The following is a 26,639-nucleotide window of genomic DNA, read 5'->3' on the forward strand; positions in this document are numbered from 1 at the left end:
GCGGCGGGGCGTTCGGCAGCGCGGCGTCCGGCGGTGGCGGGGCCCGCGGCCGGGCGTTCGGCAGGGGAACCAACGCGTGGCAATCGCGACCAGGAGCGCACCCAGGCGCAGCGGCGACAGGAGATCAGTGGTGAGCAGTGTGTCCGAGGGCGGGGCGGTCGTCGAGGGCCCGACGCTCGACGAGTTGCGGGAGCGGGCGCTGGCGGCCTCGGCGCCGCGGGTGGTCGCGGGGGACGCGGCGATCGTCTGCGAGCGCCTGGTGCGGATCTTCAGCGCCGAGGGTGTGGAGGTGCAGGCGCTCCAGGGCCTTGAGCTGACGATCCGTCAGGGCGACCTGGTGGCCCTGGTGGGCGCGTCGGGCAGCGGGAAGTCGACGCTGCTGACGATCCTGGCGGGGCTGGACGTGCCGACCGCGGGGACGGCCACCGTGGCGGGCTGCGACCTGCTGGAGATGTCGGCGCGGGAGCGGCTGCGGTACCGGCGCGAGGTGGTGGGGTTCATCTGGCAGCAGACCGCCCGCAACCTGCTGCCGTTCCTCACCGCGGCCGAGAACATCGCGCTCCCGATGCAGCTGCGGGGCCGCGGCGGCGGCGCGGCCCGCTCCCGGCAGCAGGCGGCCCGGGTCGCCGAGCTCCTGGAGGCGATGGACCTGGGCGACCTCGCGCACCGGCGCCCGGGTGAGCTCTCCGGCGGCCAGCAGCAGCGGGTGGCGATCGCCGTCGGCATGGCCAACAACCCGCCCGTCCTGCTCGCCGACGAGCCGACCGGTGAGCTCGACTCCGAGACCGCGGCGGGGATCTTCGAGACCTTCCGCACCGTCAACCGCGAGCTGGGTGCCACCGTCGTCATCGTCACCCACGACCCGATGGTCGCCGGTGAGGTGCGCCGTACGGTCGCGATCCGGGACGGCCGTACCAGCAGTGAGGTGCTGCGGCGGACGGTGACCGACGAGTACGGCGAGGAGTCGGTGAACGAGACCGAGTACGTGATGCTGGACCGGACCGGCCGGGTGCAGCTGCCGGTCAAGTTCCTGGAGGCGCTGGGGATGGAGCACCGGGTCGCGGTGGACCTGGGCGCCGACCACATCGCCGTCCGCCCGGACGACATCGCGGGCCACTGACGCGTCCGCCCGGCCGCACCCGCCGCCCGGCCGCAGTCGCCGCACCCGCCGCCCGGCCCCGGGGCGGCGGGGCCGGGCGCGATGGGATACTGGACCGGACGTTCCGGGGCGAGAGGTACCGCATGAGCAGCCGCGTGAGAGTGCTGAGGAAGCAGAACCGGCTGAGCCTGGAGGCGCTGGCGGCCCAGGTCGGGGTGACCAAGAGCTACCTCTCCAAGGTGGAGCGGGGGCTCAGCGACCCCTCCATCTCGACCGCGCTCAAGCTGGCGCACGCGCTGAAGGTCGACGTCGGCCGCCTGTTCGCGGAGGACGTGGAACCCGAGCTGATCACGGTGGTCCGGGCCGGCGAGCGGACGCCGATGGCCGACGGCACGGGCCCCGGCGCCCCGCACTACGAGGGCATCGCGACCGGTCTCAGCGGCAAGCGGATGGTGCCGTTCATGATGTACCCGCCGCTGGAGCTGGGCGACTCGCCCTTCAAGTCGCACGCGGGTGAGGAGTTCTTCTTCGTCCACGCCGGGACGGTCGAGCTGGAGTTCCCCGAGCGGACGGTCCGGCTCGCCCCGGGGGACAGCGTCTACTTCAACTCGGCGCTGCCGCACCGCTGCCGGAGCACCGGACCGGAGCCGGCCGCGATCCTCGTGGTGATCCACGACGATCCGGCCGGCCCGTCGGACCGGGTGCCCAGCCTGCCCTGACGCTTCGTCAGTCCAGTGCCGCGAGCAACTCGGCCAGGTGGCGGGTGCGTTCGTCGTCCAGCGGCAGCAGCGGTTGGCGCGGCTCGCCGACGTCCAGCCCGCGCAGGGCCAGGCCGGCCTTCACGGTGGTGGGCAGGCCGCCCCGCAGGATGAACTGCAGGAGCGGCAGCTGGCGGTAGAAGGACTGCCGGGCGGCGTCCAGGTCGCCGACCCGCACCGCCCGGTGGAGTTCGAGCACCGCCTCGGGTATCAGGCAGGGCGCGGCGGTGCACCAGCCGGCGGCGCCGGCGGCGAACGCCTCCAGGGCCAGCGGGTTGCTGCCGTTGAAGAACGGCAGCTCCCCGCCGGTGAGCTGGCTGAGCCGGTGCATCCGCTGCACGTCGCCGCTGCTCTCCTTCACCATGGTGATGTTCTCGACCCGTTCGACCAGCGAGACCATCAGCTCGGGGGAGAGGTCGACGCCGCTGGTGGCCGGGTTGTTGTAGATCATCACGGGGACGGAGACGGCGCCCGCGACCTCGGTGAAGTGGCGGACGATCTCGCGTTCGTCCAGCTTCCAGTACGACAGCGGCAGGACCATCACGGCGTCGGCGCCGACCTGTTCGGCGAACCGGGCCCGGCGGACGGCCTTGCGGGTGGTGAGGTCCGCGATGCCCACCACGGTGGGCACCCGCCCGGCCACCGCCGCCACCGAGGCCTCGGCGGCGGTGAACCACTCCTGGTCGTCGAGGTAGGCGCTCTCCCCGGTCGAGCCGAGCGGTGCGACGGCGTGGCAGCCGGCCTCGACCAGCCGGTCGATCAGGGCGCCCAGGCGGGCGGTGTCGAGACCGCCGTCGGTGGGGGAGAACGGGGTCACCGGGTAGGCGATGATCCCTTCCAGGGTCGGACCGGCCATGTCAGCGACCGCCTTCCGGGGCGAGGGAGTCGAGCGCGTCGCCGTGGCCGGCCCGCAGGGCGCGGCGGGCGTAGTAGGCGAAGGACGCCTGGCCGCGCTTGGGGGTGGAGATCCAGTCGTGCGCCTCGCGGGCCAGCAGCTCGGGGATCTCCTGGATCCGCCCGGCGGCCGAGGCCAGCAGCTGGAGCCGGGCGGCCCGCTCGAACAGCACCGCGAGGACGCAGGACTCCTCGACGGTGCCGGTGGCCACCAGCTGTCCGTGGTGGGCGAGGAGCAGGGCGCGCTTGTCGCCGAGCGCGGCCGTGATGATCTCGCCCTCCTCGTTGCCGACCGGGATGCCGGGCCACTTCTCCAGGAACGCGCAGTCGTCGTAGAGCGGGCAGAGGTCCATGTGCGAGACGATCAGCGGCTTCTCCAGCATCGACAGCGCGGAGATGTGCAGCGGGTGGGTGTGGATGATGCACTCGACGTCCGGGCGGGCCCGGTAGACCCAGCTGTGGAAGCGGTTGGCGGGGTTGGCCATCCCCTCGCCCGCCAGGACGTTGAGGTCCTCGTCCACCAGCAGCAGGTTGGACTCGGTGATCTCGTCGAAGCCCAGGCCGAGCCGCTGGGTGTAGTAGGTGCCGGGCTCCTCGGCGCGGGCGGTGATCTGGCCGGCCAGGCCGGAGTCGTGTCCGGCGTCGAACAGGATCCGGCAGGTGAGCGCGAGCTTCTGCCGGGTGGTCCAGCCGTTGTCGGGGATGGCGCTCTGCATTCTGCGGTGGGCGAGGTCCACCAGCTCCGCCTTGGTGGCGGTGAGGGTCTCTGCCATCGGCTGTGCTTCTCCTTCGTAGGGGAACGCCCGGGCGCGGCGGGGCCGTTGGGCAGGCGTGGCCGCGGTGCCGCCCGCCGGGAGCGACGGGTGAGGACACGTCGTTCACCCTAGGACACCTTGTGTCCTGGCGTCGATAGCGTGCCCGCTACGGGTGGGCCCGAAGCTGCTACCCGCTGCCCGCCACCCACTACCCCCGCTTCCCGGCAACAGCCCTGCTGATCAGAGGTGTTGGGGCTTCCGGGGCAGGCTCAGCCGTCGTCGCCGATGCGTCGGATCAGCCCGCTGCGCTCGGCCTCGGAGCGGAGGTCCCGCTCCGGCTCGCCGCGCCTGCCGCGGTCGCCCCGGGCGGCGGCGGTGCAGAGCGCGAAGACGAGTACGGCGCTGGCCGCCACGGTGAGGATGCCGAGTGCGGTGAGGACGCGGAGCCAGGTCACGGCAGATGCCTCCGGTGGGCGGTGCGACGGGAGTTGTGCCGGGGATATCGGCAGGACGCGCCGTAGGATCGAGTGTCCACGGGCGGTTCCGTGGGACATCCGCCGCAGCACCGGGAGCACGCGCGGGCACTCGAAGCGTCGGCGGCGCGCGGTGCTCCTCGATACGCGCCCCCGGAGCCTTTGCGCGCCCCCGTCGGCCGCCCGTGACCCCGCGGTCCGTGCCCCGCCCCCGTGACCCCGCCCCCGCGATCCCGTCAGCCGTCCGTGACCCCGCCGCCCGTGGCCCCGCCGTCCGCCCCCGGGGCCTCCCGTCCCTCCTCCGGTCCCGCCTGCGCCAGCAGGGTCCGCAGGGCGTCGAAGTCCGGCTTCCCGGTCGCGCTCAGCGGAAGCTCCGGCAGCACCAGGATCGTCGACGGATCACCGAGCGGACCGCCGCGCTCGCGCACCCACCGGTGCAGCTGCCGCGCCGTCACCCCGGCCCCGGGCCGGGTGGTGACCGCGGCGTGCACCCGCTCCAGCCGGTCCGGACCGGTGGTCGCGAACATCACCGCCTCCCGCACCGCCGGATGCGCCAGCAGCGGCCGCTCGACATCGCGCGGGAAGACGTTGTGCGCGTCCACGATCGCCATCGGCCCCCGCCGCCCGGCCACCGTCAGGTACCCGGCCGCGTCCAGGCTGCCCAGGTCCCCGGTGTGCAGCCAGCCGCCGCGCAGCACCCGGGCCGTCAGCGCCGGATCACGCCAGTAGCCGGACATCACCGTCGGCGTCCGCACGCAGATCTCCCCGGTCCGGCCGACCGGCAGCGGCGCGCCCGCCTCGTCCACGATCCGGACCTCGGTGTCCGGGAGCGGCCGCCCGGCGGTGGTCAGCAGCCTCGGATCCAGGTGCTCGTCCGGGGTGAGCCGGGTGACCGGCCCGCACTCCGTCAGGCTGTACGTCTGGTGCAGCACCCGGCCGATCCGGCGGGTCGCCTCCGCCAGCCGTTCCGGGGCGGCCGGGGACCCGGTGTACGTCACCCGGCGCAGGCTGCCGGTGTCGGTCCGGGCGAGTGCGGGGTGGTCGAGCACCCGGTAGAGCAGGTGCGGCGGCAGGTACACCCGTGACACCCGGTACCGCTCGACGGCCGCCAGGACCGCCTCGGCCTCGAAACCGTCCTGGAGCACCACCGTGCCGCCCGCCGCGAGGGCCAGGTCGGCCGTGGTGCCGCCGCCGTGGCACAGGGCCGTGCAGAGCAGGAAGGTGGACGCCGCCACCAGCTCCGGCCGGGGCGGCCGGGCGAAGCGGCGCAGCACCCCCTTCGGCCGACCGGTCGAGCCGCCGGTGAACCGGATCGCCATCACGTCGTCCGGCCGCCAGCGGGGTGCCGGCGGGACGGGCGGGAGCGGCGCGGCCAGGGCGGTGAGGTCCGCCCCGACCGGGGTGGGGCCGAGGGCCAGCGGCAGCGCGGCGGGGAGCGCCCCGGCGAGCCGGCGCGCGGCCGCGGTGAACCGCTCCGGGGCGAAGACGAAGGCGGCGGTCCGCGCCTCCTCGGCCATCGCGACCTGGTCCGCCACCGACCGGTCGGTGGGCAGCATCGCGACCCGGCAGCCGATCAGGTTCGCCGCCAGGCGCACCAGCACCGCCTCCGGCCGGTTCCCGGCCAGCACGGTGACGCCGTCGCCGCGCCCGAGACCGGCGGCGGCCAGCGCATGGGCGAACCGGTGCACGTCGTCCAGGCACTCCTGCGCCGTCAGCGACGACTCCCCGTACCGCAGCGCGACCCGGGCCGGATCGCGGGCCAGCCCGTCGAGGACCAGCCCGGTGTGCGTGGCCGTCCCGGTGCCCGCCGCCGGCCCCGCCGGCCCCGCCGTCCGCGTCCTCGTCACGCGCCGTCTCCCGACTCCCGATACCCGCGTTCGATCTGACAGTCCATCACATCACCCCGCCGTCCGGCGGCCGGGCCCGGGGGAGCGGGCCGGGGGGAGCGGCCCCGGGGGCCGGGCCGGGGACCGTGCGGTCCGGAGGGCGGTCGGTGTTGTTATCGTTCCAGGCCGGGCACCGACGGGGATGAGTGAGCACCATGGACAGGCCGACCACGCCGGGCGGGCGGACCGCAGAACGGCAGGGGGCGCAGACAGCGATGGAACCGCGGGGCCTGGTCGACCTCAGGGGCGCGGCCGGTGAGTCCTTCACCGTCCGCTATCCGCCGGGTGCGGTCGTGGTGGTCTCCGGACTCCCCGGCAGCGGCAAGAGCACCCTGCTGCGCCGCTGGTCGGCCCGGAGCCGGGCGGCCGCCACCGTCGACCCCCGGGCCGTGCACGAGGCCTGCGCGGCGGTGATGCCGGCCGCCCTGCCGTACGCGGTCTACCGGCCGTGGGCCCGGATCGAGCACTTCCGCCTGCTGCGCGCCTCCGTCCGCCGGGGCGGTCCGCTGCTGGTGCACGACTGCGGCAGCCGGGCCTGGATGCGCCGCTGGCTGTCCGGCGCCGCCGCCCGCCAGGGCCGTGAACTGCACCTCGTCCTGCTGGACGTCGGCGCCGTCACCGCGCTCGCCGGTCAGCGGGAGCGCGGGCGCTGGGCCCCGCGCCGGGCCTTCGCCCGCCACCGCCGGGGCCTCGACCGGCTGCTGGCGGCGTTCACCCGGCACGCCGCGGGCGCGGCCGGCACGCCCACCCCGGAGGCCGCCTCGGTGCTGCTGCTGGACCGGGTCTCCCGGGAACGCGCCGCGGCCGTCCGCTTCGGCCCGGCCGAGCCGGCCCGGTAGCGCGGCTCCGCCGCGGCGGCGGGCCGGTCGCGGTGCCGGGTGGCCCGTGGTGCGCGGTGGGGCGGCAGGGGACACTGGGGAGGTAGCGCAGCAGCTGACCCGTCTTCAGGGAGGTCGTCCCGCATGGCCCGCAGTACCGCCACCGAGAGCCCGTGGTTCCGCCGGTTCCACTCCCACGACACGGCGCCCGCCCGGGTCGTCTGCTTCCCGCACGCGGGCGGGTCGGCGAGCTACTTCCTCGACTACGCGACCGCCCTCGCGCCGTACGCCGACGTGCTCGCCGTCCAGTACCCCGGCCGGCAGGACCGCTTCGGCGAGCCCGGGATCGACTCCGTCACCGGCCTCGCCGACCGGGTGTACGAGGCACTGCTGCCCTGGACCGACCTGCCGCTGACCTTCTTCGGGCACAGCATGGGCGCGGCCGTCTGCTTCGAGGTGGCGCGCCGCTTCGAGGCGGACGGCGGGCCCGGCCCGGCCCGGCTGTTCGTCTCCGGCAGTCGCGCGCCCTCCCGGCCCCGGGAGTCGGCGGTGTACCGGCTCCCGGACGACGAGTTGCTCGCCGAGGTGTCCGAGCTCGGCGGCACCGACGAACGGGTCCTCGCCGACCCGGAGCTGCGGGCCGTCATCCTGCCGGCGCTGCGCAGCGACTACACCGCGATCGAGACGTACCGGTGCGCGCCGGACGCCGTGGTGTCGCAGCCGGTGACCGCGCTGACCGGGGACGCGGATCCGCGGGTCTCGCTGGACGAGGCCGCCGGCTGGGCCCGCCACACCACCGGCGCCTTCGAGCTGGAGGTGTTCCCGGGCGGCCACTTCTACTTGGCCGAACAGCGGGACGCGGTGCTGGAGGTGGTGACCGCGCGGCTCCGGGGGTGAACGGCCGCGGGGGCGGGGAGTCGGGCTCGTGCACGAACGAGCCCGGCGGCGGGGGCGCCGGGCGCCGCGGGAACGGGCGGGTGCCCCGGGGTGGCATCAAAAGTTGACACGCTTGTGACAAGCCGTCACGCGTAAAGCCTTCCCCAAGTGCTCACTGATCTGGCATGTTGCGTTCAAACTCCGTGCGAACCCCTCACGCACGGGCCGATCGGAGGACACACGTGTCACCCCTGATATCCCGGCGGCTCGGTCGCCCGGCCGCCGCCCTCGCCGTCCTCTCGGCCCTGGCGCTGGCCGTCCCCGGCATGACGGCCACCGCCGCCCCCCTCGCGGCCGCCGCCCCCACGGCCGCCGGGGCGCCCGCCGCCGCCGGTGTGCCGACCGCCGCCGCGGCGCCCGCCGCCGCCACCGCCCCGCAGGTCGCCGCCGGCTGGGCCGCCGGGACGCGCGCCTACCTGGTGATCAGCGCACCCGCCGACGCCGCCGCCGCCAGGAGCGCCGTCACCGCCAACGGCGGCACGGTCTTCGCGAGCTACGACGCGATCGGCGTGATCGTCGCCCACTCCACCTCGGCCGGTTTCGCGGCCGCGGTGCGCGGCGCCGCCGGTGTCCAGCAGGTCGGCGCGACCCGCACCTCCGACGTGCCGGCCGACGCGTACAACCCCGCGCTGCCCGCGAACCCGGCCCAGGCGGCCACCACCCTCACCGAGTCGAACCGCTGGGACATGACCCAGATCAAGGCCGACCAGGCGTGGGCCGTCAGCACCGGCTCCTCCACCGTCAAGGTCGGCGTCCTCGACACCGGGGTGGACGACCAGCACCAGGACCTCGCGCCGAACTTCGACGCCGCCGACTCGGCCTCCTGCGCCTACGGCAAGGCGGACACCCGCACCGGCGCCTGGCGGGACGTCGACACCCACGGCACCCACGTCGCGGGCACCATAGCGGCGGCCAAGAACGGCAAGGGCGTCGTCGGCGTCGCCCCGGGCGTGAAGATAGCCTCCGTCCGGATAGCCGAACCGACCAGCACCCTCTTCTACGCGGAGAACACCGTCTGCGGCTTCGTCTGGGCCGGTGACCACGGCTTCAAGGTGACCAACAACAGCTACTACACCGACCCGTGGCAGTTCAACTGCCCGGACAACGTCGACCAGGCGGCCATCATCGAGGGCGTCAAGCGCGCCCAGGAGTACGCCGAGGGCAAGGGCTCGCTCCAGGTCGCCGCGGCCGGCAACTCCGACTACGACCTGGCCAACAAGACGACCGACAGCGAGAGCCCGAACGACTCGACGCCGGTCACCCGGACCATCGGCAACGCCTGCCTGGACATCCCGACCGAGCTCCCCGGCGTGGTCACCGTCGCCGCCATGGGCAGCGGCAGCGCCAAGGCCTCCTACTCAAACTTCGGCAAGGGCGTCATCGACGTCGCGGCCCCCGGCGGCGACGGCGCCAACGGCGTCTACTCGACCCTGCCCGGCGGCAAGTACGGGACCAAGAGCGGCACCTCGATGGCCTCCCCGCACGTCACCGGCGTGGCCGCGCTGATCGCCAGTGCCGACCCGACGCTCACCCCGGCCGGCATCCGGGCCCGCCTCGCCACCCAGGCCAACGACGTGGCCTGCCCCGGTTCGGACGGCCGCTGCACCGGCACCACCGCGAACAACGCCTTTTTCGGCGAGGGCCAGGTCGACGCGCTGAAGGCGGTCGGCGGCACCACCACGCCGCCGACCGGCAAGTACTTCGAGAACCTGACCGACGCGGCGATCGCCGACAACGCCACGGTGGACAGCCCGATCGCCGTCACCGGCGTGACCGGCAACGCCCCCGCGACCCTCAAGGTCGGCGTGGACATCAAGCACACCTACCGCGGTGACCTGGTGATCTCCCTGGTCGCCCCGAACGGCACGGTCTACCTGCTGGAGGACTTCGCGAACGGCGACAGCGCCGACGACGTCGCCAAGACGTACACCGTGAACGCCTCCGCGAGCGCGGCGAACGGCACCTGGAAACTCCGGGTCAAGGACGGCGCCTCCGGCGACACCGGCACGATCGACGCCTGGAACCTCACCTTCTGATCCCGCGTCCGGTCCGGCCAGACAGCCCTGTGCTCCGCCGCCCATCGGGCGGCGGAGCACAGGCGTTCCGGGAGCCGCGGGCGCCCCCGTCAGAAGGCGACGATGCCCTCGCCGCCGACCCCCTGGGGCACGGTCTGCGAGCCCAGCGCGGTGAGCGAGCCGTCGGGGTTGACCGCGAACTCGTCCACGACGCCGTCGACCCCGGTCTGGGCGTAGAGGTAGCGCCCGTCCGAGGACGCCGCCGCGTCGACGGTGCCGGGGTGGGTGGGCGTGTTGCCCAGCGCGGTCAACTGCCGCCCGTGGTCGGCCGTCCGGAAGCCGCTGAGGGTCGAGCTGCCCGCGTTCGAGGCGTACAGCAGGTCGCGGACGGCGACGATCCAGCAGGTCGCCGACTGGCCGGTGGCCGCGAAGGCCTGCTGCGAGGCGGTGCCGTCCGGGTGGACGGCGAAGGTGGCCACGGCGTTGGTGCCCGCCTCGGCCAGGTAGAGGCCGTGCCGGCCGTTGGGGACGAAGGCGAAGGGCACGGCGCCGGGCAGGTGCGTCACCACGGGGGAGTCGGCGGGGGTGCCGGAACGGTCGAGGCCGAACACCAGCAGGTTGCTGCCGTTGGCCTTGGTGGTGACCACCAGCTGGTCGCCCTCGCCGGTGAAGCCCACCTGGCCGGGGGTGTTGGTGAACTGGGGCGCGGCGTTCGGGTCGAGCCCCAGGCAGCGGTTCCAGTCGGCCCGCTCGTGCAGGCGGCCGTCGTGGACGGTGTAGCCCTGGACCGAGCCGCCGTCCAGGGCGTTGAGCACGAACACCGCGTCGTCGTGCACGGCGACGCTCACCGGGAAGCGGCCGCCGGAGCCGACCACCTGCCGCAGCGCGAGGCGGTCGCCGTCCACGGAGAAGACCGAGACGGTGTCGCTCCCGGCGTTCACGGCGTACAGCAGGGCGTGCTCCGGGTCGTAGGTGAGGGACCCCTGTGAGGCGAGGTGGTCGGCGACCGACCCGTCCAGCACGCCGCCGAGGCCCTGGGTGTCGTAGCTGCCCGCCGGGGTCAGCCGGCCGTCGTCCGCGCGCCGGTAGGCGATGATCCGGTTGCCCGCCGGGTCGTCGGTCTGGACGAAGACGGCGTGGTGGCCGCCGCGGGTGTGCGGGTCGGCCTCGGGGGTCGAGGCGGCGACGGACGGGGCACCGACGACGGCCGTCGCGAGCGCGGTCGCGACGGCCAGGGCGAGACGCGTGGTTCTCTGCACGGTGTACTGCCTCCTTGCGGATCGGGATCGACGTCTCGCGGGAGGCCCCGCGTCTGCGGTCGAGCCAGAACCGGGCATCGTGGCCGCGAGCCGAGACGACGTGGACGAGGGCTGCGCCGGGCGTCCTCGCGAGGCGGACCGACGACGGTTCGCCCGCTGCTGCCCCGGGCACTGCCCTGCGCTGACAAGATAGGTGACGGTTTGTCGGAAACCACGGAATTGCCGGGTTCGGCCTCGCCGCGCCGCGGGACCGCCGTGTGCGGAGGGTGGGTGGGGCTTGTTCTTGAATGAACGCTCAGGTATGTTTTCCCCATGCCCAGGCCACGTGAGTTCGACCCCGACGCCGTCCTCGACCAGGCGATGCGGCGGTTCTGGGAGCGCGGCTACCGGGCGACCTCCATCGAGGATCTGGTGAAAGCGACCGGGGTCAAGCCCGGCAGCATCTACAGCGCGTTCCCCGGGGGCAAGCACGCGCTCTTCGTGAAGTCGCTGGAGCGCTATTCGAAGCTGGTCGTCCCGCAGAAGCTCGGGGAGCTGGAGGCGCCGGGCGCCTCGGTGGCGCAGGTGCGCGGCTACTTCGACGGGCTGGTCCGCGACCTGCTCAGCCCCGAGGGGCGGCAGGGCTGCCTCCTGGTCAACACCGCGATCGAGAAGGCCGCGGAGGACGACGAGGCGGCGGCCGTCGTGCGCGGCCACCTGGCGCGCCTGGAGCGCTGCATGACCCACGCCCTAGAGAACGCCGTCCGCCGGGGCGAGGTCAGGAGCTCGCTCGACGCGGCCGGCAGCGCCAAGCTGCTGGTGGCGACCTGCCAGGGGCTGATGGTCGTCGGCAAGGCCAATCCCGACGCGGCGGTCCTGCGGGCCGTCGTCGACAACGCCTTCGTCGCGCTCTCCTGACGGGCGCGGCGTTCCCGGGCCACCGTACGCGGTGGCCCTCTTTTCGGCCCCATAGTTGAATGACTACTCAAGAATGAGGTTCGGACATGAAGGCCATCGTCATCTCCGCCCACGGCGGCCCCGAGGTGCTCGCCGTCACCGAACTGCCCGACCCGGTACCCGCCGACGGCGAGGTCCTCGTCCGGGTCAAGGCGTTCGGTCTCAACCACGCCGAGGCGTACATGCGCAGCGGGGCCTGGGGTCCGGTGGCGGCCGTCCCCGGGATCGAGTGCGCCGGCCTCGTCGAGGCCGACCCCTCGGGCGAACTCCCCGTCGGCACCCGGGTGGTGGCGATCCTCGGCGGGATGGGGCGGACCCGCAACGGCAGCTACGCCGAACTGGTGACCGTCCCGGCCACCCATGTGGTGGCCGTGGAGTCCGGGCTCTCCTGGGCCGATCTGGCCGCCGTGCCCGAGGTGTACGCCACGGCCCACAGCGCCCTGCACGGCAACCTCGCCCTCCGGCCGGGGGAGACGCTGCTGGTCCGGGGCGCGACCTCCTCGCTCGGGCAGGCCGCCGTCAACCTCGCCGTCCGGCACGGCGCCGACGTGCTGGCCACCACGCGCAACCCGGATCACGGGCCCCTGCTCAAGGACCTCGGGGCCGTCGACGTGCTCATCGACGACGGACACCTGGCCGCGGAGGTCGGCCGCCGGGGCCTCGTCGTCGACGCCCTGCTCGACATCGTCGGCAACAGCGTGCTGCGCGATTCGCTGGCCGCGGTCCGCCCACGGGGCCGGGTCTGCCAGGTCGGCTTCCTCGGCGGCTTCGCACCGGTGGCGGACTTCGACCCGATGGCCGACCTGCCCGGTGCGGTCGGGCTCAGCTTCTTCGGCAGCGCCTTCGTCCTGGGCACACCGGCGTTCCCGCTCGCCGACGTGCCCCTGGAGGCGATCTGCGCCGAGGTCGAGGCGGGCGTCCTGAAGGCCCGCCCGACCCGGGTCTTCAGCTTCGGCGAGATCGTCGAGGCCCATCGGGTGATGGAGGCGGGGCAGGCCCTGGGGAAGATGGTCGTCGTCGTCGACTGACGCGGCCCCGGCCCGGAGCCGGGCCGGCCGCCACCGCGGACCGGAGGCACCCCCGAGGAGCCGACCCGCCGGCGGGTCCGGCGCCCCGGGGCGGCCCGCCACGCCGGCGCGGCGCCTCAGCGGTCGACGGCCGATCGAACACGCCCCGGACAACGGGCGGGAGCCGCGGCCCGGTCGCGGTCCCCCGCGGCTTCACCCAGGGCAGAACGCCGTGCCCTTCCCACGGCGCCCGGGATCCCTAGGCTGAAGGTGTGAGCACTCCTACGCCGAACGAAGCCCGCGTCATCCCGCTGCGCCCGCCGGTCTCACCCGGCCCCGGTGCGGCCGCCCGCCCCCCGCAGCGGCCGGCGGGTGTCCCCCCGACCCCCGCACCCCGGGAACCCCTGTGGCGCGACCTCGTCGGCGACGCGCTGCGGCGCGAGCGGCTGGCCCAGGAGCGGACGTTGAAGGACGTCGCGGAGGCGGCCCGGATCTCGGTGCCGTACCTGTCGGAGCTGGAACGCGGACGGAAGGAGGCCTCCTCCGAGGTGCTCGCGGCCGCCGCCCGCTCCCTGGGCCTCGGCCTCGCCGACCTGCTCTCGCTCGCCCAGGACGAGCTGGCCCGGGGCGAGCTGGCCCGGGGCGGGCGCGGCCGGGTGGCGCACGGCTCCCTGGCGCACGGCTCGGTGGGTCACGGCTCGGTGGGTCACGGCTCGGCGGGCCGGGGGCGGGTGTCGCCTCCGGCGCGCCACGACGGTCTCTGCCTCGCGGCCTGACCGACCGCGCGTCCCGCGGACCGGCCCGGCGGCGGGTGCCGCCGGGCCGGCCGCCGTGCGCTCGCCGTCCGACCGGCCGCGCCCACGGCCGGGCGGGATCAGACGAGCGCGTTCCGTCGGCTCAGCACCTCGTCGGCGAGCCCGTAGGAGACGGCTTCCTCGGCGCTGAGCACCTTGTCCCGGTCCATGTCCGCCCGCAGCGTCGCCACGTCGTGACGCGTGTGCCGGGCGAGGACCTCCTCGACCTGGGAGCGGATGCGGACCATCTCCTTGGCCGCGAGGCTGAGGTCGGAGACGGTCCCCTGCCGGCCGCCGCTGGCCGGCTGGCCGAGCAGGACCCGTGCGTGCTGGAGCACGAACCGCCGTCCGGGGTCTCCGCCGGCCAGCAGCACCGCCGCCGTCGACGCGGCCTGCCCGACGCAGAACGTGGAGATCGGCGCCTGCACGAAGGTCATCGTGTCGTAGATCGCCATCAGTGAAGTGAACGACCCGCCCGGCGAGTTGAGGTAGAGCGAGATCTCGCGCTCCGGGTTCTCCGACTCCAGGTGCAGGAGTTGGGCGATGACGACGTTGGCGAAGCCGTCGTCGATCTCGGTGCCGAGGAAGATGATCCGCTCGTTCAGCAGCCGGCTGAAGACGTCGTAGGACCGCTCGCCCTGTGCGGTGCGCTCGATGACGTAGGGAACCGTGTACGACCCCATGTCAGAGCCCCATCCGCGGCCGCGAGGAGGCCGGGCGGACGTCGGCGAGCGACTCCAGCACCCGGTCCACCATCCCGTACTCCCGGGCCTGTTCGGCCGTGAACCAGCGGTCCCGGTCGCCGTCCCGGGTGATCGTCTCCTCGCTCTGCCCGGTGTGCTCGGCGATGATCCGCTCGATGGCCTTCTTGGTGAACTGGAGGTTCTCCGCCTGGATCTCGATGTCCGCGGCGGTGCCGCCGATGCCCGCCGAGGGCTGGTGCATCATGATCCGCGCGTTCGGCAGCGCGAACCGCTTGCCGGGCGTCCCGACGGTGAGCAGGAACTGGCCCATGCTGGCGGCGAACCCCATCGCCAGGGTGGAGACGTCGTTCGGGATGAGCCGCATGGTGTCGTAGATGGCGAGGCCCGCGGTGACCGAGCCGCCGGGGCTGTTGATGTAGAGGCAGATGTCGGTGCGCGGGTCCTCCGCCGACAGCAGCAGCAACTGGGCGCAGACCCGGTTGGCCGACACGTCGTCGACCTCCGTGCCGAGGAGGACGATTCGTTGGGCGAGCAGCTGGGCCGCCAGGTGGTCGTCGAAGCGGGTGGGCGGCCGGGAGCCCTCGTCCGCGCGGGGCGGGGCGGTGGTGAGGGGAGTCATCGGGATCTCCTTGTCGATGCGGGATGCCGTCGACCCCACTCTTGCCCCCGGAGGATCCCCGCAGGTCGATTCTCTGCCCGCCGCAGATTCGCCGAGGGCAGAGCCGACGGGACGGCCCGCGGTCGCCGGCCGGGTACCGCTCCCTCCCGCTCGCCTCCGGTCCACGGCGGCGTGCGGGCGGCGGTGCAGGCGTGCGGCGGACGGCGGCCGCGCCGGCCGAGGGCGGAGCGGTCTCCCGGGTGCCCCGCAGCGCCGGGTGGGTGAATCGGGCGGCGTGTCGGACGGTGGCCGCGTGTTCCGGACCGGTTCCGAGGATGGTCGGACCCAAGGATGAACGGGTTGGCGGATCGTCGGGTACCGAGGGGACACGGATGGGTGGCCACGGCGGTCGGCTCCTGCTCCTCCTCCTGCTGGCACTGCCGAACCTGGCGGCGACACCTGCCGGGGACGGGGACTGCGCCGGGCTGACGCTCGCCGTCCGGGTGAACACCGTGACCGTCACCGGACCGCCCGGCCCCGCCGTCCGGGGCGGCACGGCCGTGGTCAAGGAGTACCGGCTCACCAACGCCGGGGAGACCGGCCTGCGGGGGATCCGGGTGACCGACGCCGGCCGGCCGGTGCCCTGCCCCGAAGCCGAACCGCTGGCGGTCGGCGCCACCGTCGTCTGCACGCTCCGGCTCACCGCCGAGGCCGGTGTCCACGACACCACCGCCACCGCGCGCGGCCGGTCCGGACACTCCGACAGGGAGGTGGCGGCCACCGCCCCGTCCGGCTACACCGGCGTGGTCAGCGCGCTCGGCCTGATGGTCGACGCCGCCCCCGGCGCGCCCGGATCCGGCACCGCCGACCTCGGCTACACGGTGGCCGACCTGGGTGACCGGCCGCTGTACGACCTGCGGCTGCGTGACGTGCTGGTGCCGGACGGGATCGACTGCGGCGACGGCCCGGCGGCGCCGGTGGCGCTCGGGCCCGGCCGGACGGTGCGGTGCGCGGCGGTGCTCCGGCGGCCGCCCGGCACGTACCGCAGCGCGGCCGAGGTGACGGGCTCGGACGGCATCACCACGGTCGGCCCGTTCGGCGAGCCGGTGCCGCCGCCGCTGCTGGTCGCGCGCGCCGGGACGGACGTCACGCTGGCCGCCGGACCGCCGGAGTACCCGCCGGGCACCGCCCCCGGGCCCGTGGTCCCGCCCGGGACCACACCGGGCGGGACCGCACCGGGCGGGACCACGGTGCCGGGGGCGACGGCCGTACCGCCGCCCGGCGCGAGCCCACCGGGCGAGCCGGCCCCGGCGGATGCCCCCGCCGTGCCGCCGCCCGGGCCCGGAGCCGCGGTGCCGGCCCCGGCCGCCCCGGCCGCCCCGGCGGCTCCCGCTCCCGCCCCTGCTCCCGCTCCCGCCCCTGCCCCCGCCCCGGCCCGGGCTCCCGCGCCACCCCCCGAGCCGCCCGCCGTGCCTGCCCTGCCCGCGGTGCCCGCCGATGTCCCGGTGCCTGCGGCGCTCGCGGCGACCCCCGCGCCCTCCGCTCCGACCGTCCCCGCCCCCTCCCCGGAGCCGTCCCCGTCGCCCGCGGTCACCGGCAACCCCTCGGTGGAGGTCGCCACCCCCACCCCCACCCCCACCGCCGCCACCACCCCGGTCGGCCCGCACCACGCCGCCGGGTCCGGTCGCACCCCGCGCCCGGGCGGGCGCTCGTCGGACGCCCTGCCGGTCGCCTCCGTCCTGCTGGTCGTCCTGCTGCCCGCCGCCGCCGCGGTCGCGGCGCTCTCCCGCTTCCGCCGCTGAACCCCCGGGAACCACCGTGTCGAACCTGCTGCAGACACTCGCCGTCGTCCTGGGCGTCGCCCTGGTGGCCGCCGCCATCGTCCTGCTGAAGGGGCGCTTCTTCCCCGTCCCCGAGGACGCCGAGCCGCGCGAGGACGTCGCCGAGTACATCGCGATGATGGTCGGCGTCCTGTACGCGCTGGTGCTCGGCCTCTCGATGGTCTCGGTCTGGGAGATCCACAGCGGCGCCCTCAACCACTCCCAGGACGAGGCCGGCGCCCTCCACCAGACCTACCTGCTCGCCGACCTCCTGCCGCCGGACCGCCGCGACGCGCTGCGCACCACGGCCACCGCCTACGCCGTCCAGGTCGTGCACGCCGAGTGGCCGCGGATGGCGGCGCGCGAGCCGCTCGGCCCGGACGGCTGGGGGCTGCTGAACCAGCTGCGGACGGTGAGTCAGACCTCGTCGCAGGACGACACGCCCACGCAGCAGAACGCCTCGCAGGAGATGCTCGCCGTCCTCACCACCCTCGACGACGCCCGCCGGGGCCGGGAGGCGTCGGCGATGAGCAGCCTCTCCACGGTGCTCTGGGTCGGGCTGGTCATCGGCGGCACACTCACGGTGGCGTTCATGTTCCTGTTCGGCATCAAGCGCAGCGCCACCCACGTGGTGATGGTGATGGGTCTGACCGGGCTGATCGCCTTCACCATCCTGCTGATCCAGCAGCTCGACGCGCCCTTCGACGGCTTCCTCGCCGTCACTCCGCAGGCCTTCACGCGGTACTTCCCGTTCGTCTGACCCGCACTCCGGCGACGCCGCCCCGGCCCGGGCGCGTGCCGCACGGAGCCGGAGGTCGTCCCGGTCGTCAGGGCCTGAAGGACGGTGGGCGGGCTGCCGGGGCGGCGGACGAAACAGTTCTTCCGGGACCGATGAGTTCGGGCGGTGGCGGCGGTCAAACCTGGGAAAGCATCGCCCGCTACCCGAGGAGACCTGACATGTCCGACATCACCACCCTCACCGCCCCTGACGTGACGACCAGCGCGAGGTCCGGCAGGGCCTGGGCCGGTGTGGTCCTGGCGTTGCGGGTGCTGCTCGCCCTCTTCTTCGCCCTGGCCAGCGCGCTGCCGAAGCTGCTCGCACTGCCCGCCGCGACGGAGGTCTTCGACGCGATCGGGGCGGGCCACTGGTTCATGTACCTGACCGGGCTGGTGGAACTTGCCGGCGCGGTCGGCCTGCTGGTCCGCCGCCTGGCCGGGCCGGCCGCCATGGCGCTGATCGTCTTCCTGGCGTTCGCGTTCGTCACCCAGCTCACCGCGATGCACGGCGAGAACGCCGGGACGCCGTTCGTCTTCATGGTGCCGCTGGCCGTCATCGCCTGGAACCGGCGCGCCGGGACGGTCGGGCTGCTCGCCCGCCGGCCGTGACCGGCCGCCCGGTCACCCGGGGCCGTCACAGCTCGGTGAGTTCGCCCAGGCCCAGGGTGCGGAGCGTGAGGTCGGCCATGTGCCGGTGGCCGACGGCGTTGGGGTGCGCGGGGTCGTCGAGCCAGGCGATCGGGTCGCTGTCGGGGAAGTGGGCGAGCCAGTAGGCCTCGTGGTCGACCAGCAGGGCCCCGGTGTCCGCGGCGATCTCGCGCACCGCCTGGCAGTAGGCGGGCAGTTCGGCGCGGGCGGCGCGGCCGGCCCGGCTGACCACGAGGGGCGTGTGCAGCACGATCTGGGCACCGCCGGTCCTGGCGATGATCGCGCGCATCGACGCGTGGAACTCGGCGAGTCCGGCGAGCCCGGCGCGGGCGTCGTTGGTGCCCAGCGAGATGGACAGCACGTCGGGGGCGAACCGGCCGATGAGGTGGTCGTACGCGCCGAGGACGTCGGTGGCGCGCCAGCCGGACACCCCGGTGTTGACCACGATGTCGGTCAGCCGGTCGAGCTGCCAGCCGATGCGTTCGTGCACGTGCTCCACCCAGCCGCGGGCGCCGTGCGTGTGCAGGACGGCCTGGGTGATGCTGTCGCCGACCATCACCCAGGTCATCGGTCTGGTGGACAGTTCGACCATGTGATCATCCCCCTGTGCTCGATGCGGGGGCGGCGGCCCTCGACCGGCGCCCCGAGAAGTTGATCATATGGGCTGACGTTTCCTGGGGGCGCGGTGCCAGGGCAGGAGGGCGCAGGACGGGAGGGAGCGGTAGCCGCCCGTCGCGGGCCCGAGGAGGCGCGCCCTTTCCGGGCGGCGACGCCACTCACGCGGTCCGCCCGGCAGCCGTTCGCGGATCGTAAGGCCGTACGCGCGGGATCTCCCGGCGTCGGCTCCTACAGTGGCGGCACAGTCAGGTGAGAGAGGTGTATTCAGTGACGGACGATCAGATCATCCTGCCCCGCGCGGATGTGGGGGTGATCGGCGGCTCCGGGCTCTACGAGCTGCTGGACGACATGGTCGAGGTGCGGATCCGGACCCCGTACGGCGAGCCGAGCGACGCGCTGTTCGTCGGCGAGGTGGCCGGCCGCCGGGTCGCCTTCCTGCCCCGGCACGGCCGCGGCCACCGCCTCCCGCCGCACCGGATCAACTACCGGGCCAACCTCTGGGCGCTGCGCTCGCTCGGCGTCCGCCAGGTGCTCGGGCCCTGCGCGGTGGGCGGGCTGCGGCCCGAGTACGGACCGGGGACGCTGCTGGTGCCGGACCAGTTCGTGGACCGGACCAGCGGCCGGGCGCAGACCTACTACGACGGACTGCCGCTGCCGGACGGCTCGGTGCCCGAGGTGGTGCACGTGTCGATGGCGGACCCGTACTGCCCGCAGGGGCGCCGGGCCACGCTCTCGGCGGCGGCCGGCGCCGCCTGGGAGCCCGTGGACGGCGGCACCCTGGTGGTGATCGAGGGCCCCCGCTTCTCGACCCGCGCCGAGTCCCGGTGGTTCACCGCCAACGGCTGGTCGGTGGTCGGGATGACCGGCCACCCGGAGGCCGTCCTGGCGCGCGAACTCGGCCTCTGCTACACCTCGGTGGCCCTGGTCACCGACCTCGACGCGGGGGTGGAGAGCGGCGAGGGGGTCACCCACGCGGAGGTGCTCGCCGTCTTCGCGCGCAACGTCGAGCGGCTGCGCACGGTGCTGTTCAAGACGATCGGCCTGCTGCCCACCGAGCGCGCCTGCCCGTGCGGTCACGCCCTGGACGGCCTCACGACCGGTCTTCCCGGCGTGCCGGGCGACTGACCGGCCGGGGCCGGCGCCACCGCCGGACGAGCCCGATCAGCAGGGCGAGTGCGGCGGTGGCGGCCAGGACGGCGAGCCAGTTGCGCAGGTAGGGCAACGGCAGCAGCGAGGAGTTGCCGTGGTCGTCGTCGGCGCGCAGCACGGCCGGGAGTCCGACGGCGGTCACGGCGGCGGCCACGACCAGCCAGCCGCGCAGCACCGGTCCGCGGGCCAGGTGGGCGCCGACCAGGCAGAGCAGCGGGAGCCACACCCCGTCGTGCAGGACCAGCGCCCCGATCCCCCAGACCAGGACCTGCGCCGGGTCGGTGAGGTAGACGTCGTTCAGGAGGCCGTAGAGGCCGTAGCCGATCAGTGCGAGACCGGCGGCGAGGGCGGTGCCGCGGAGCCAGCCGGTCATCGGGACACCTCCAGCCGGGCGACCCACTTGGTCTGCAGCACGCCGGGGCGGTTCGGCGCGATGATGCGCGCCGGGAAGCCGTGGTCGGCGTCCAGCGTCTCGCCGTCGACCCGGAGGGCGAGCAGGGTGAGCGGGTCGTCGACGTACTGCGCGGGCATCTCCATCACCCGGTAGGGGCCCTCCTCCTCCAGCGAGGTGACCCGCACGGCGGAGCCGGCCGGCGCACCGGCCCGGGCCATCAGCTCGGCGACCCGGACGCCGCTCCAGCGGGCGCTCGCGCTCCAGCCCTCCACACAGGCGATCGGCAGGACCGCCTCGTGCTGGGGGAGCCGGGCCAGTTCGTCGAGACCGATCTCGTACGGCCGGGGGCCGTCCACCCGCAACCGCCAGCCGGCGGGCACCTCCACCGTCCCGGCCTGCGCGGCGGTGCGGTTCACCGGGAGCCCCTGCGGGCCCAGGTCGGGCCGGCGCGGCGCCAGCAGGTTCAGCGGGCGCAGCCAGGGCACGCTCTGCCCGGCCGTGGTGAGCGTCACCGCGCCGACCGCCGCGGCGACCGAGGTCAGGAAGGCGCGCCGCCCGGGGACGGTGAGCCGGGGCCGGCGCCAGTTCCGGGCGATCAGCGGTGCCTTGGCCGCGAGGTGGACCAGCAGGCCGCCGGTGGCCAGCCAGCCGACCCAGAAGTGGGTCTGCCGGAACGGGAACGGCCACGGGTACCACTGGAGGGTGTTCAGCAGGCCGGTGAACAGTTCCAGCAGCAGGGCGGCCACCAGGACGGCGATGCCCAGCCGCTCCAGCGCGTGCGCCACGCTCCGGGCCGGCGGCCACTCGAACAGCCGCGGGTACACCGTCCAGAGCTTGGCCCCGAGCAGCGGGACGGCGGCGATCCCGCTGACGACGTGCAGCCCCTGGGTGACGCGGTAGCCGTTCACCGGGCGCGCGGGCAGCAGGCCGGCGAGCCGGCCCGTCGGGTCCTGGAGCAGATGGCTGAGGAGACCGGTCAGGAAGCAGACCACCAGCGCGGTGCCCAGCCACCGGCCGAGGACGACGGCGGTGCGCGGCTCGTGCAGGGCCGAGCGGAAGACGCCGTCCCGGAACGGGCCGCGGCGCAGGGACGCGGGCGGCGGCGGGAGGGCGAGGCGGGGGCGGCGCCGGGCGCCGGGGTGCTTGGAATCCACCCCCTCATCGAAGCGCCACCGGGCCCCGCGCGGCGGGTACGACGTGCTTACGGAAGTCGAACGGGGGCCGCCGCGGCCGTTCGCGCCGCCGCCGCGGTGGCAGGGTGAGCGGGTGGCCACTCGGACCCTTCTGCCCTGCACGCTCGCCCTCGCCGCCCTGGTGGCGGCCCTGGCGACGACCGTGACCGGCGGCGGCACGCTCGCCGACCGCGGCTCGCTCCACGGCTGGTACGCCCTCGACGCGGGCCTGTTCGTGCTGGCGCTGCTGCTCCTGCGGCGGGTGCCGGCCCGCCGGGTGGCGCCGCTGGTGCTGGCCGGGAGCGTGGCGGTCGCCGCCGTCGGACTGCTCGCACCGCCCCGGACCAGCGACGACGCCTACCGGTACGTCTGGGACGGCCGGGTGCAGGCGGCCGGCATCTCCCCCTACGCGCACGCCCCGGACGACCCGGCGCTGGCCCGGCTGCGCGACCCGGGTCTGTTCCCGGTGACGGACGGCTGCACGGGGTGGGACGAGCGGCGGACGGCGGCGGGCGACTGCACCCGGATCAACCGGCCCGCCGTGCGCACCATCTACCCGCCGGTCGCGCAGGCCTGGTTCCTCGCCGTGCACCCCTTCGGGGGCGGGGTGCGCGGGGTGCAGGTGGGCGGCGCGCTGCTGGCGGTCGCGACCACGGGCGCGCTGCTGGTGGTCGGGCGGGGCAGCCGGCGGGCGGCGCTCTGGGGGTGGTGCCCCGGCATCACCTTGTGGGCGGTCAACGACGCGCACGTCGACACCCTCGGCGCGCTGCTGATGACCGTCGGACTGGGCTGCGTGGCCGGCCGCCGGCCCGGCACCGGGGGCGTGCTGCTCGGCGCCGCGGTCGCCACCAAGCTGCTGCCGGCCCTCGCCCTGCCCGGGGCGCTGTCGGGGGCGCTGTCGGGGGCGCTCGCCCGCCGGCCGACCCGCCGGGACGTCGCCGTCCTCGGTGCGGCGCTCGGGGCGTTCGGGCTGGCGTACCTGCCCCATGTCGCCGTCTCGGGCCCGGCGGTGCTCGGGTACCTGCCGGGCTACCTGCGGGAGGAGGGCTACGAGCAGGGGCACCTGGACCGGTTCGGGCTGCTGCGGCTGGCGGTGCCCGACCGCTGGGCGCCGTGGGCGGCGGCCCTGGTGCTGGCGGCGGTGGTGTGGCGGGTGCTGCGGCACGGCGACCCCCGCCGCCCGTGGCGGGGCGCGCTGCTGGTGACCGGGACGGCCCTGCTGCTCGTCGCGCCGGCCTACCCCTGGTACGGCCTGCTGGTGGTGGCCCTGGTCGCGCTCGACGGCGGCTGGGAGTGGCTGGCCGTCCCGGCCGCCGGGCAGGTGCTCTACCTGGTCGGCGGCGGGCCGGCGCAGCAGGCCGCGTACGGGGCCGCGCTGGCCTGCGTGCTCGGGGTGCCGGCGGTGCGCGGGCTCCTGCGCGCCCGGCGGGGCGGGGCCGGGGAACGGGCCTCGGCGGGCGCGCGGGAGATGACGAAAGCCTGACGGCTCGGCGTCGGGGCTGGTCGCGGGTACGGGCCGGCTGTTCCAATCGAGCCGTGGACAGTAGAGCGAAGCGATCCCGGGGCACCCCGGTGGGCCGGCGGGTGGTGCTCGGCCTGGTCGGCCTCGGCGCCGCCGGCGTGGCGGCCGGACCCTTTCTCCAACGCGCCCAGGACGCCCTGGCGGGCCAGGACCCGACCGGGCTCACCGGCCTGCTGCCGGGCGGCGGCGGCTTCCGGTACTACTCCGTGGTGGCCTCGGTGCCCTCCCGGGGCCCCGACACCTACAGCCTCACGGTGGACGGCCTGGTGGAGCGCCCCGGCAGTTACCGGCTGGCCGACCTCCAGGCGATGCCGCAGCGCCGGATCGTGCGCGACGTGCAGTGCGTGACCGGCTGGCGGGTGCCGAACACCCCGTTCGAGGGCGTGCCGCTGGCACACCTGCTGGACGCCGCCGGCGTCTCGGCTGGCGCCCGGGCGGTCCGGTTCAGCTGCTTCGACGGCGAGTACACCGAGAGCCTCACCCTGGAGCAGGCCCGGCGGGACGACGTGGTGGTCGCGCTCAAGCTCCAGGACGCCCCGATCTCCCACTCCCACGGCGGACCGGTGCGCCTGTACGTGGCGCCGATGTACTTCTACAAGTCGGCGAAGTGGCTGTCGGGCATCACCGTGACCGACACCGTGGAGCCCGGGTACTGGGAGCGCAACGGCTACGACGTCGACGCCTGGGTCGGCCGCTCGAACGGACGTGACGATGCCCCGACCGCCTGACCTCCTGCTCCGCTTCGCCCGCGCCGAGCGCTGGGTGCACCGCACCACCGCGGCCCTGATGCTGGTCTGCCTGGCCACCGCGGCCTGCCTCTACCTGACGCCGTTGGCCGAACTGGTCGGCCGCCGACGCCTGGTGGTCACCGTGCACGTCTGGTGCGGACTGGCCCTGCCGGTACCGCTGCTGCTCGGGCTCGCCTTCCGGGCGGTGCGGGCGGACGTGTCGAGGCTGAGCCGTTTCCACCCGGCGGACTGGGTCTGGCTCCGGGCGACCCGGGCCCGCGCCTCGTACCGCCCGGCGGGGAAGTTCAACGCCGGGCAGAAGCTCTACGCCCAGTGGACGCTGGGCGCGATGCTGGTGATCCTCGGGACGGGCCTGCTGATGTGGCTCACCCACCTGGCGCCGACGGCCTGGCGGACCGGCGCGACCTTCGTCCACGACTGGCTCGCGGCGGCCATCGCCGTGGTGACCGCCGGGCACGTCTGGATGGCCGTCCGGGACCCCGAGGCCCGGCGCGGCATGCGGACCGGGCTGGTCGACCGGCGCTGGGCCGAGCGCGAGCACCCGCTGTGGCTGGAGGAGCGCCCGGCGGCGGACGCCGAAGCGCTGCCCGTCAGCGGGGACGGGCCGCCCTCCTGAAGGCGAGGAACCGGCGGCCGAGGGCGGACCAGCGCTCGGTCTCGACCAGCCCGGCCCGCTCGGCCCGGCGGGCGGTGGCCGCCGCGCCGCAGCGGGCCCAGGCGAACGGCGGACCGAGCCGACCGTCGTAGCCCTCCACCCGGACGGTGATCCGTTCGTCGATCTCCCGCGGATCCACCTCGACCAGTAGCACGCCTCCTGGCGCGAGGAGTTCGGCGCCGCGGCGCAGCAGCAGCCCCGGGTCGCCGCCGATGCCGAGGTTGCCGTCGGCGAGGAGCGCCCCGCCCCAGCGGCCCTCGGCGGGCAGCCGGTCGAACACCGAGCGGCACAGGGCGGGGCCGCCGAGGCGCCGGGTGCGGTCCACCGCCGCTCCGGTGATGTCGACGCCGAGCGCCGGTACGCCCAGCTCCAGCAGGGCCGCGACCAGCCGGCCGGGTCCGCAGCCGAGGTCCACCACCGGCGCGGTCAGCCGGCGGCAGCGCTCCAGCAGCCCGTGGTCCGCCCCGGCGGCGGGTGCGCACCAGCGCTCGACGTCCAGCGGGATCCGGTGGCCGTCCTCGCGCCGCAGCCAGAGCGGGCCCCGCCCGGTGCGGACGGCCTCGGCGAAGGGGTCGTCCACCCACGCTCCGGCGGCGACGGTCATCGCGTCACCTCCGAGGTGGTCCCGAGCGCGTCGTCGGCCTGCTCCGGGCCAGCGGTCCCGAGCGCGCCGGCCGCCTCGATCGCGTCGTGGGCCTCGACCGCGTCGGCGAGCTTCATCGCGTCGGCGAGCTTCATCGCGCGCAGGCGGGCCGCGAAGCCGCTGTGCGGAGCCTCGGCGGCGACCAGCCGCGCGTCGGCGACGGTGTCCACGTCGGTGAGCACCGGGAGGTGGTGGACGGCGAGCCGCTCGGCCGTCAGCCGGTCGAGCAGGGCGCGCCCGGTCTCCGGGGTGGACATCGGCAGCCCCAGCAGCAGCCGCCGGGCCAGCTCCCCGGTCGGCCGGGCCAGCCCGAGCGCCCAGAACCCGCCGTCGGCGGCCGGCCCGTACCAGGCGTCGGCGCCCCCGCGCCGGGCCGGCGACAGCGGCTCCGCGAGCAGCGCCGCGTCCACCTGCGGGGTGTCCATGCCGACCAGCAGCGCCGGCGCCTCCGGGGCGGCCTCGGCGGCGTGCGCGAAGGCGGCCGCCAGCCGTTCGTCCAGCCCGCCGCCCCGCTGTGGCACGACCTGCCAGCCCGGCGGGAGCCAGCGCCCGGCCTCGCCGTCCAGCACGAGCAGCCGCCGCCCGGCCGGCACCCGGCCGAGGGTGGCCAGGGTGTCGGCGAGCGCGGCCTCGGCCAGCGCCGCGGCCTGCTCGGGTGTGCAGGGCGGGGTGAGCCGGGTCTTCACCCGCCCCGGGACGGGCGACTTGGCGATCACCAGCAGGGTGGCCGGCGGCGCGGCCAGCACGGCCCGCATGTCGCGGACGGCCTGCCGGGTGCCGCGCACGGTGCCGGTGACCTTGGAGCGACCGGTGCGCGGCAGGTAGTCGACGGGCGTCTCGGCGATCCGCATCCCCGCCGCCGAGGCGGCGAGCACCATCTCCAGCGGGTAGCCGGAGCGGCGGTCGCCCAGGCCCAGGGCCAGCAACCGCTCACGGCGGGCGGCCCGCATCGGCCCGAGGTCGTGCAGCGGCGCCCCCGTCCGCGCCCGCAGCCGGCGGGCCAGCACGGCGTTGGCCAGCCGGGCGTGCGCCGGCCAGGCCCCGGCGGCCGCCGGCATGCGCCGGCCCAGCACGAGGTCCGCCGAACCGGCCAGGACCGGCGCGGCCACCCGCGGCAGCTGGGCGGGATCCAGCGAACCGTCACAGTCCAGGAAGCAGACCAGCTCGGCGGTGGCGGCGAGCAGTCCGGCGTGGCAGGCGGCGCCGAAGCCGCGCCGCGGCTCCTCGACGACGGTCGCGCCCAGCGAGCGCGCCAGGTCGGCGGAGCCGTCGCGGGAGCCGTTGTCGACGACGATCGCCCGCCAGCCCGCGGGGATCCGCCCCAGCACCCAGGGCAGCGCCGCGGCCTCGTCGAGACAGGGCAGGATCACATCGGCGGACGGCGGTCCGGCGGACGGTACGGGGGGAGTCGGAGAGATCACGTCGGCCACGCTAAGGGCGGCCGGCCCGGCGGCGGCCGAACCGCGCCCTTACGAAAGTCCAACGGCGGGCACCGCCCCGGCCCGGCCGCGCCCGCGATCTTACGGAACCCGAACGTGCGCCGGCGCGACCCGTCCGGCG

27 protein-coding genes and 1 pseudogene are annotated in these 26,639 nt (G+C 75.4%); 15 read left to right on the forward strand and 13 right to left on the reverse strand.

Features of this window, described 5'->3' with window-relative positions; all coding sequences use genetic code 11:
- Nucleotides 1-130: 130 nt before the first annotated feature.
- Both ACZ4UX_RS06890 and ACZ4UX_RS06895 read left to right on the forward strand, forming a co-directional pair.
- Nucleotides 131-1,120 carry an ABC transporter ATP-binding protein gene (locus ACZ4UX_RS06890; RefSeq protein WP_396486262.1) on the forward strand — a complete coding sequence of 330 codons (990 nt, stop codon included), beginning with the start codon at nucleotides 131-133 and terminating at the stop codon, nucleotides 1,118-1,120.
- A 122-nt stretch (nucleotides 1,121-1,242) separates the two neighbouring features.
- Nucleotides 1,243-1,818 (forward strand): helix-turn-helix domain-containing protein, encoded by a 576-nt coding sequence (locus ACZ4UX_RS06895; protein WP_465705881.1) that lies wholly within the window; start codon nucleotides 1,243-1,245, stop codon nucleotides 1,816-1,818.
- Between the two features lie 7 nt (nucleotides 1,819-1,825).
- Here the strand turns inward: ACZ4UX_RS06895 and ACZ4UX_RS06900 are convergent, their stop codons facing one another.
- The 4 genes from ACZ4UX_RS06900 to ACZ4UX_RS06915 form a co-directional block, all read right to left on the reverse strand.
- Nucleotides 1,826-2,713: a dihydrodipicolinate synthase family protein gene (locus ACZ4UX_RS06900; protein ID WP_465705882.1), complete on the reverse strand. Its 888-nt coding sequence runs from the start codon at nucleotides 2,711-2,713 to the stop codon at nucleotides 1,826-1,828.
- Between the two features lies 1 nt (nucleotide 2,714).
- The gene (locus tag ACZ4UX_RS06905) at nucleotides 2,715-3,524 is read right to left on the reverse strand and encodes an aldolase (RefSeq protein ID WP_380387103.1); all 810 of its coding nucleotides are present in this window, start codon (nucleotides 3,522-3,524) and stop codon (nucleotides 2,715-2,717) included.
- A 251-nt stretch (nucleotides 3,525-3,775) separates the two neighbouring features.
- A complete protein-coding gene (locus tag ACZ4UX_RS06910; RefSeq protein ID WP_352294024.1) occupies nucleotides 3,776-3,961 on the reverse strand; it encodes a hypothetical protein in 186 nt (61 codons plus the stop codon).
- A 254-nt stretch (nucleotides 3,962-4,215) separates the two neighbouring features.
- Nucleotides 4,216-5,826, reverse strand: a complete 1,611-nt coding sequence (locus tag ACZ4UX_RS06915; RefSeq protein ID WP_465705883.1) for an AMP-binding protein — start codon at nucleotides 5,824-5,826, stop codon at nucleotides 4,216-4,218.
- Nucleotides 5,827-6,080: 254 nt separating this feature from the next.
- On the opposite strand from ACZ4UX_RS06915, the gene ACZ4UX_RS06920 reads away from it, so the two are divergent.
- The 3 genes from ACZ4UX_RS06920 to ACZ4UX_RS06930 all read left to right on the forward strand — a co-directional run bounded on the left by ACZ4UX_RS06920 (nucleotide 6,081) and on the right by ACZ4UX_RS06930 (nucleotide 9,655).
- Nucleotides 6,081-6,704 (forward strand): AAA family ATPase, encoded by a 624-nt coding sequence (locus tag ACZ4UX_RS06920; RefSeq protein WP_465705884.1) that lies wholly within the window; start codon nucleotides 6,081-6,083, stop codon nucleotides 6,702-6,704.
- Nucleotides 6,705-6,827: 123 nt separating this feature from the next.
- Complete coding sequence (locus ACZ4UX_RS06925; protein ID WP_465705885.1) at nucleotides 6,828-7,580, forward strand: thioesterase II family protein; 753 nt, start codon at nucleotides 6,828-6,830, stop codon at nucleotides 7,578-7,580.
- Nucleotides 7,581-7,885: 305 nt separating this feature from the next.
- Nucleotides 7,886-9,655 carry a S8 family peptidase gene (locus ACZ4UX_RS06930; protein WP_465705980.1) on the forward strand — a complete coding sequence of 590 codons (1,770 nt, stop codon included), beginning with the start codon at nucleotides 7,886-7,888 and terminating at the stop codon, nucleotides 9,653-9,655.
- Between the two features lie 89 nt (nucleotides 9,656-9,744).
- On the opposite strand, the gene ACZ4UX_RS06935 is transcribed toward ACZ4UX_RS06930, so the two are convergent.
- On the reverse strand, nucleotides 9,745-10,893 hold the full coding sequence (locus tag ACZ4UX_RS06935; RefSeq protein ID WP_465705886.1) for a lactonase family protein: 1,149 nt from the start codon (nucleotides 10,891-10,893) through the stop codon (nucleotides 9,745-9,747).
- 312 nt (nucleotides 10,894-11,205) lie between these two features.
- Between ACZ4UX_RS06935 and ACZ4UX_RS06940 the strand changes: the two genes are divergently transcribed.
- The 3 genes from ACZ4UX_RS06940 (at nucleotide 11,206) to ACZ4UX_RS06950 (ending at nucleotide 13,612) form a co-directional block, all read left to right on the forward strand.
- Nucleotides 11,206-11,790 carry a TetR/AcrR family transcriptional regulator gene (locus ACZ4UX_RS06940; protein WP_352294014.1) on the forward strand — a complete coding sequence of 195 codons (585 nt, stop codon included), beginning with the start codon at nucleotides 11,206-11,208 and terminating at the stop codon, nucleotides 11,788-11,790.
- A gap of 86 nt (nucleotides 11,791-11,876) precedes the next feature.
- Nucleotides 11,877-12,857, forward strand: coding sequence for a zinc-binding dehydrogenase (locus ACZ4UX_RS06945; protein WP_352294012.1), 981 nt, complete (start codon nucleotides 11,877-11,879; stop codon nucleotides 12,855-12,857).
- A gap of 251 nt (nucleotides 12,858-13,108) precedes the next feature.
- Entirely contained in the window at nucleotides 13,109-13,612 is a 504-nt protein-coding gene (locus ACZ4UX_RS06950; protein ID WP_465705887.1) for a helix-turn-helix domain-containing protein, read from the forward strand.
- A gap of 98 nt (nucleotides 13,613-13,710) precedes the next feature.
- Here ACZ4UX_RS06950 and ACZ4UX_RS06955 read toward each other — a convergent pair whose 3' ends face one another.
- A complete protein-coding gene (locus tag ACZ4UX_RS06955; protein WP_352294008.1) occupies nucleotides 13,711-14,313 on the reverse strand; it encodes a ClpP family protease in 603 nt (200 codons plus the stop codon).
- A gap of 1 nt (nucleotide 14,314) precedes the next feature.
- Nucleotides 14,315-14,953, reverse strand: coding sequence for a ClpP family protease (locus ACZ4UX_RS06960; RefSeq protein ID WP_352294006.1), 639 nt, complete (start codon nucleotides 14,951-14,953; stop codon nucleotides 14,315-14,317).
- Between the two features lie 371 nt (nucleotides 14,954-15,324).
- Here ACZ4UX_RS06960 and ACZ4UX_RS06965 point away from each other — a divergent pair, with 371 nt between their 5' ends.
- The 3 genes from ACZ4UX_RS06965 to ACZ4UX_RS06975 all read left to right on the forward strand — a co-directional run bounded on the left by ACZ4UX_RS06965 (nucleotide 15,325) and on the right by ACZ4UX_RS06975 (nucleotide 18,138).
- Nucleotides 15,325-16,734 carry a hypothetical protein gene (locus tag ACZ4UX_RS06965; RefSeq protein ID WP_465705888.1) on the forward strand — a complete coding sequence of 470 codons (1,410 nt, stop codon included), beginning with the start codon at nucleotides 15,325-15,327 and terminating at the stop codon, nucleotides 16,732-16,734.
- Between the two features lie 16 nt (nucleotides 16,735-16,750).
- The gene (locus tag ACZ4UX_RS06970; protein WP_380382812.1) at nucleotides 16,751-17,512 is read left to right on the forward strand and encodes a bestrophin-like domain; all 762 of its coding nucleotides are present in this window, start codon (nucleotides 16,751-16,753) and stop codon (nucleotides 17,510-17,512) included.
- A gap of 197 nt (nucleotides 17,513-17,709) precedes the next feature.
- Nucleotides 17,710-18,138, forward strand: coding sequence for a DoxX family protein (locus tag ACZ4UX_RS06975; RefSeq protein WP_465705889.1), 429 nt, complete (start codon nucleotides 17,710-17,712; stop codon nucleotides 18,136-18,138).
- Nucleotides 18,139-18,163: 25 nt separating this feature from the next.
- On the opposite strand, the gene ACZ4UX_RS06980 is transcribed toward ACZ4UX_RS06975, so the two are convergent.
- Nucleotides 18,164-18,769, reverse strand: a complete 606-nt coding sequence (locus ACZ4UX_RS06980; RefSeq protein ID WP_465705890.1) for an SGNH/GDSL hydrolase family protein — start codon at nucleotides 18,767-18,769, stop codon at nucleotides 18,164-18,166.
- Nucleotides 18,770-19,062: 293 nt separating this feature from the next.
- Between ACZ4UX_RS06980 and ACZ4UX_RS06985 the strand changes: the two genes are divergently transcribed.
- Nucleotides 19,063-19,920 carry an S-methyl-5'-thioadenosine phosphorylase gene (locus tag ACZ4UX_RS06985; protein WP_465705891.1) on the forward strand — a complete coding sequence of 286 codons (858 nt, stop codon included), beginning with the start codon at nucleotides 19,063-19,065 and terminating at the stop codon, nucleotides 19,918-19,920.
- Here ACZ4UX_RS06985 and ACZ4UX_RS06990 read toward each other — a convergent pair.
- Both ACZ4UX_RS06990 and ACZ4UX_RS06995 read right to left on the reverse strand, forming a co-directional pair.
- Nucleotides 19,886-20,317, reverse strand: coding sequence for a hypothetical protein (locus ACZ4UX_RS06990; protein WP_465705892.1), 432 nt, complete (start codon nucleotides 20,315-20,317; stop codon nucleotides 19,886-19,888). The genes ACZ4UX_RS06985 and ACZ4UX_RS06990 overlap by 35 nt on opposite strands.
- Nucleotides 20,314-21,492, reverse strand: coding sequence for a molybdopterin-dependent oxidoreductase (locus ACZ4UX_RS06995; RefSeq protein WP_465705893.1), 1,179 nt, complete (start codon nucleotides 21,490-21,492; stop codon nucleotides 20,314-20,316). The genes ACZ4UX_RS06990 and ACZ4UX_RS06995 overlap by 4 nt, the downstream gene beginning before the upstream one ends.
- 112 nt (nucleotides 21,493-21,604) lie before the next feature.
- Here ACZ4UX_RS06995 and ACZ4UX_RS07000 point away from each other — a divergent pair, with 112 nt between their 5' ends.
- The 3 genes from ACZ4UX_RS07000 to ACZ4UX_RS07010 are packed head-to-tail and all read left to right on the forward strand — an operon-like array spanning nucleotide 21,605 to nucleotide 24,397.
- Entirely contained in the window at nucleotides 21,605-22,993 is a 1,389-nt protein-coding gene (locus ACZ4UX_RS07000) for a hypothetical protein (protein WP_465705894.1), read from the forward strand.
- Nucleotides 22,994-23,046: 53 nt separating this feature from the next.
- A complete protein-coding gene (locus ACZ4UX_RS07005; protein ID WP_329485856.1) occupies nucleotides 23,047-23,760 on the forward strand; it encodes a molybdopterin-dependent oxidoreductase in 714 nt (237 codons plus the stop codon).
- Complete coding sequence (locus tag ACZ4UX_RS07010) at nucleotides 23,744-24,397, forward strand: cytochrome b/b6 domain-containing protein (RefSeq protein WP_465705895.1); 654 nt, start codon at nucleotides 23,744-23,746, stop codon at nucleotides 24,395-24,397. Before ACZ4UX_RS07005 ends, ACZ4UX_RS07010 begins: the two co-directional genes overlap by 17 nt.
- Here the strand turns inward: ACZ4UX_RS07010 and ACZ4UX_RS07015 are convergent.
- The 3 genes and pseudogenes from ACZ4UX_RS07015 to ACZ4UX_RS07025 all read right to left on the reverse strand — a co-directional run.
- Entirely contained in the window at nucleotides 24,372-25,040 is a 669-nt protein-coding gene (locus ACZ4UX_RS07015; RefSeq protein ID WP_465705896.1) for a class I SAM-dependent methyltransferase, read from the reverse strand. The genes ACZ4UX_RS07010 and ACZ4UX_RS07015 overlap by 26 nt on opposite strands.
- Complete coding sequence (locus tag ACZ4UX_RS07020; RefSeq protein WP_465705981.1) at nucleotides 25,037-25,795, reverse strand: TIGR04282 family arsenosugar biosynthesis glycosyltransferase; 759 nt, start codon at nucleotides 25,793-25,795, stop codon at nucleotides 25,037-25,039. Before ACZ4UX_RS07020 ends, ACZ4UX_RS07015 begins: the two co-directional genes overlap by 4 nt.
- Nucleotides 25,772-26,500 (reverse strand): annotated as a pseudogene (locus tag ACZ4UX_RS07025) (glycosyltransferase family 2 protein); the annotation flags it as partial. The pseudogene ACZ4UX_RS07025 and the gene ACZ4UX_RS07020, both read right to left, overlap by 24 nt.
- Nucleotides 26,501-26,639: the final 139 nt, after the last annotated feature.

The organism is Kitasatospora sp. NPDC028961, assembly GCF_055564815.1.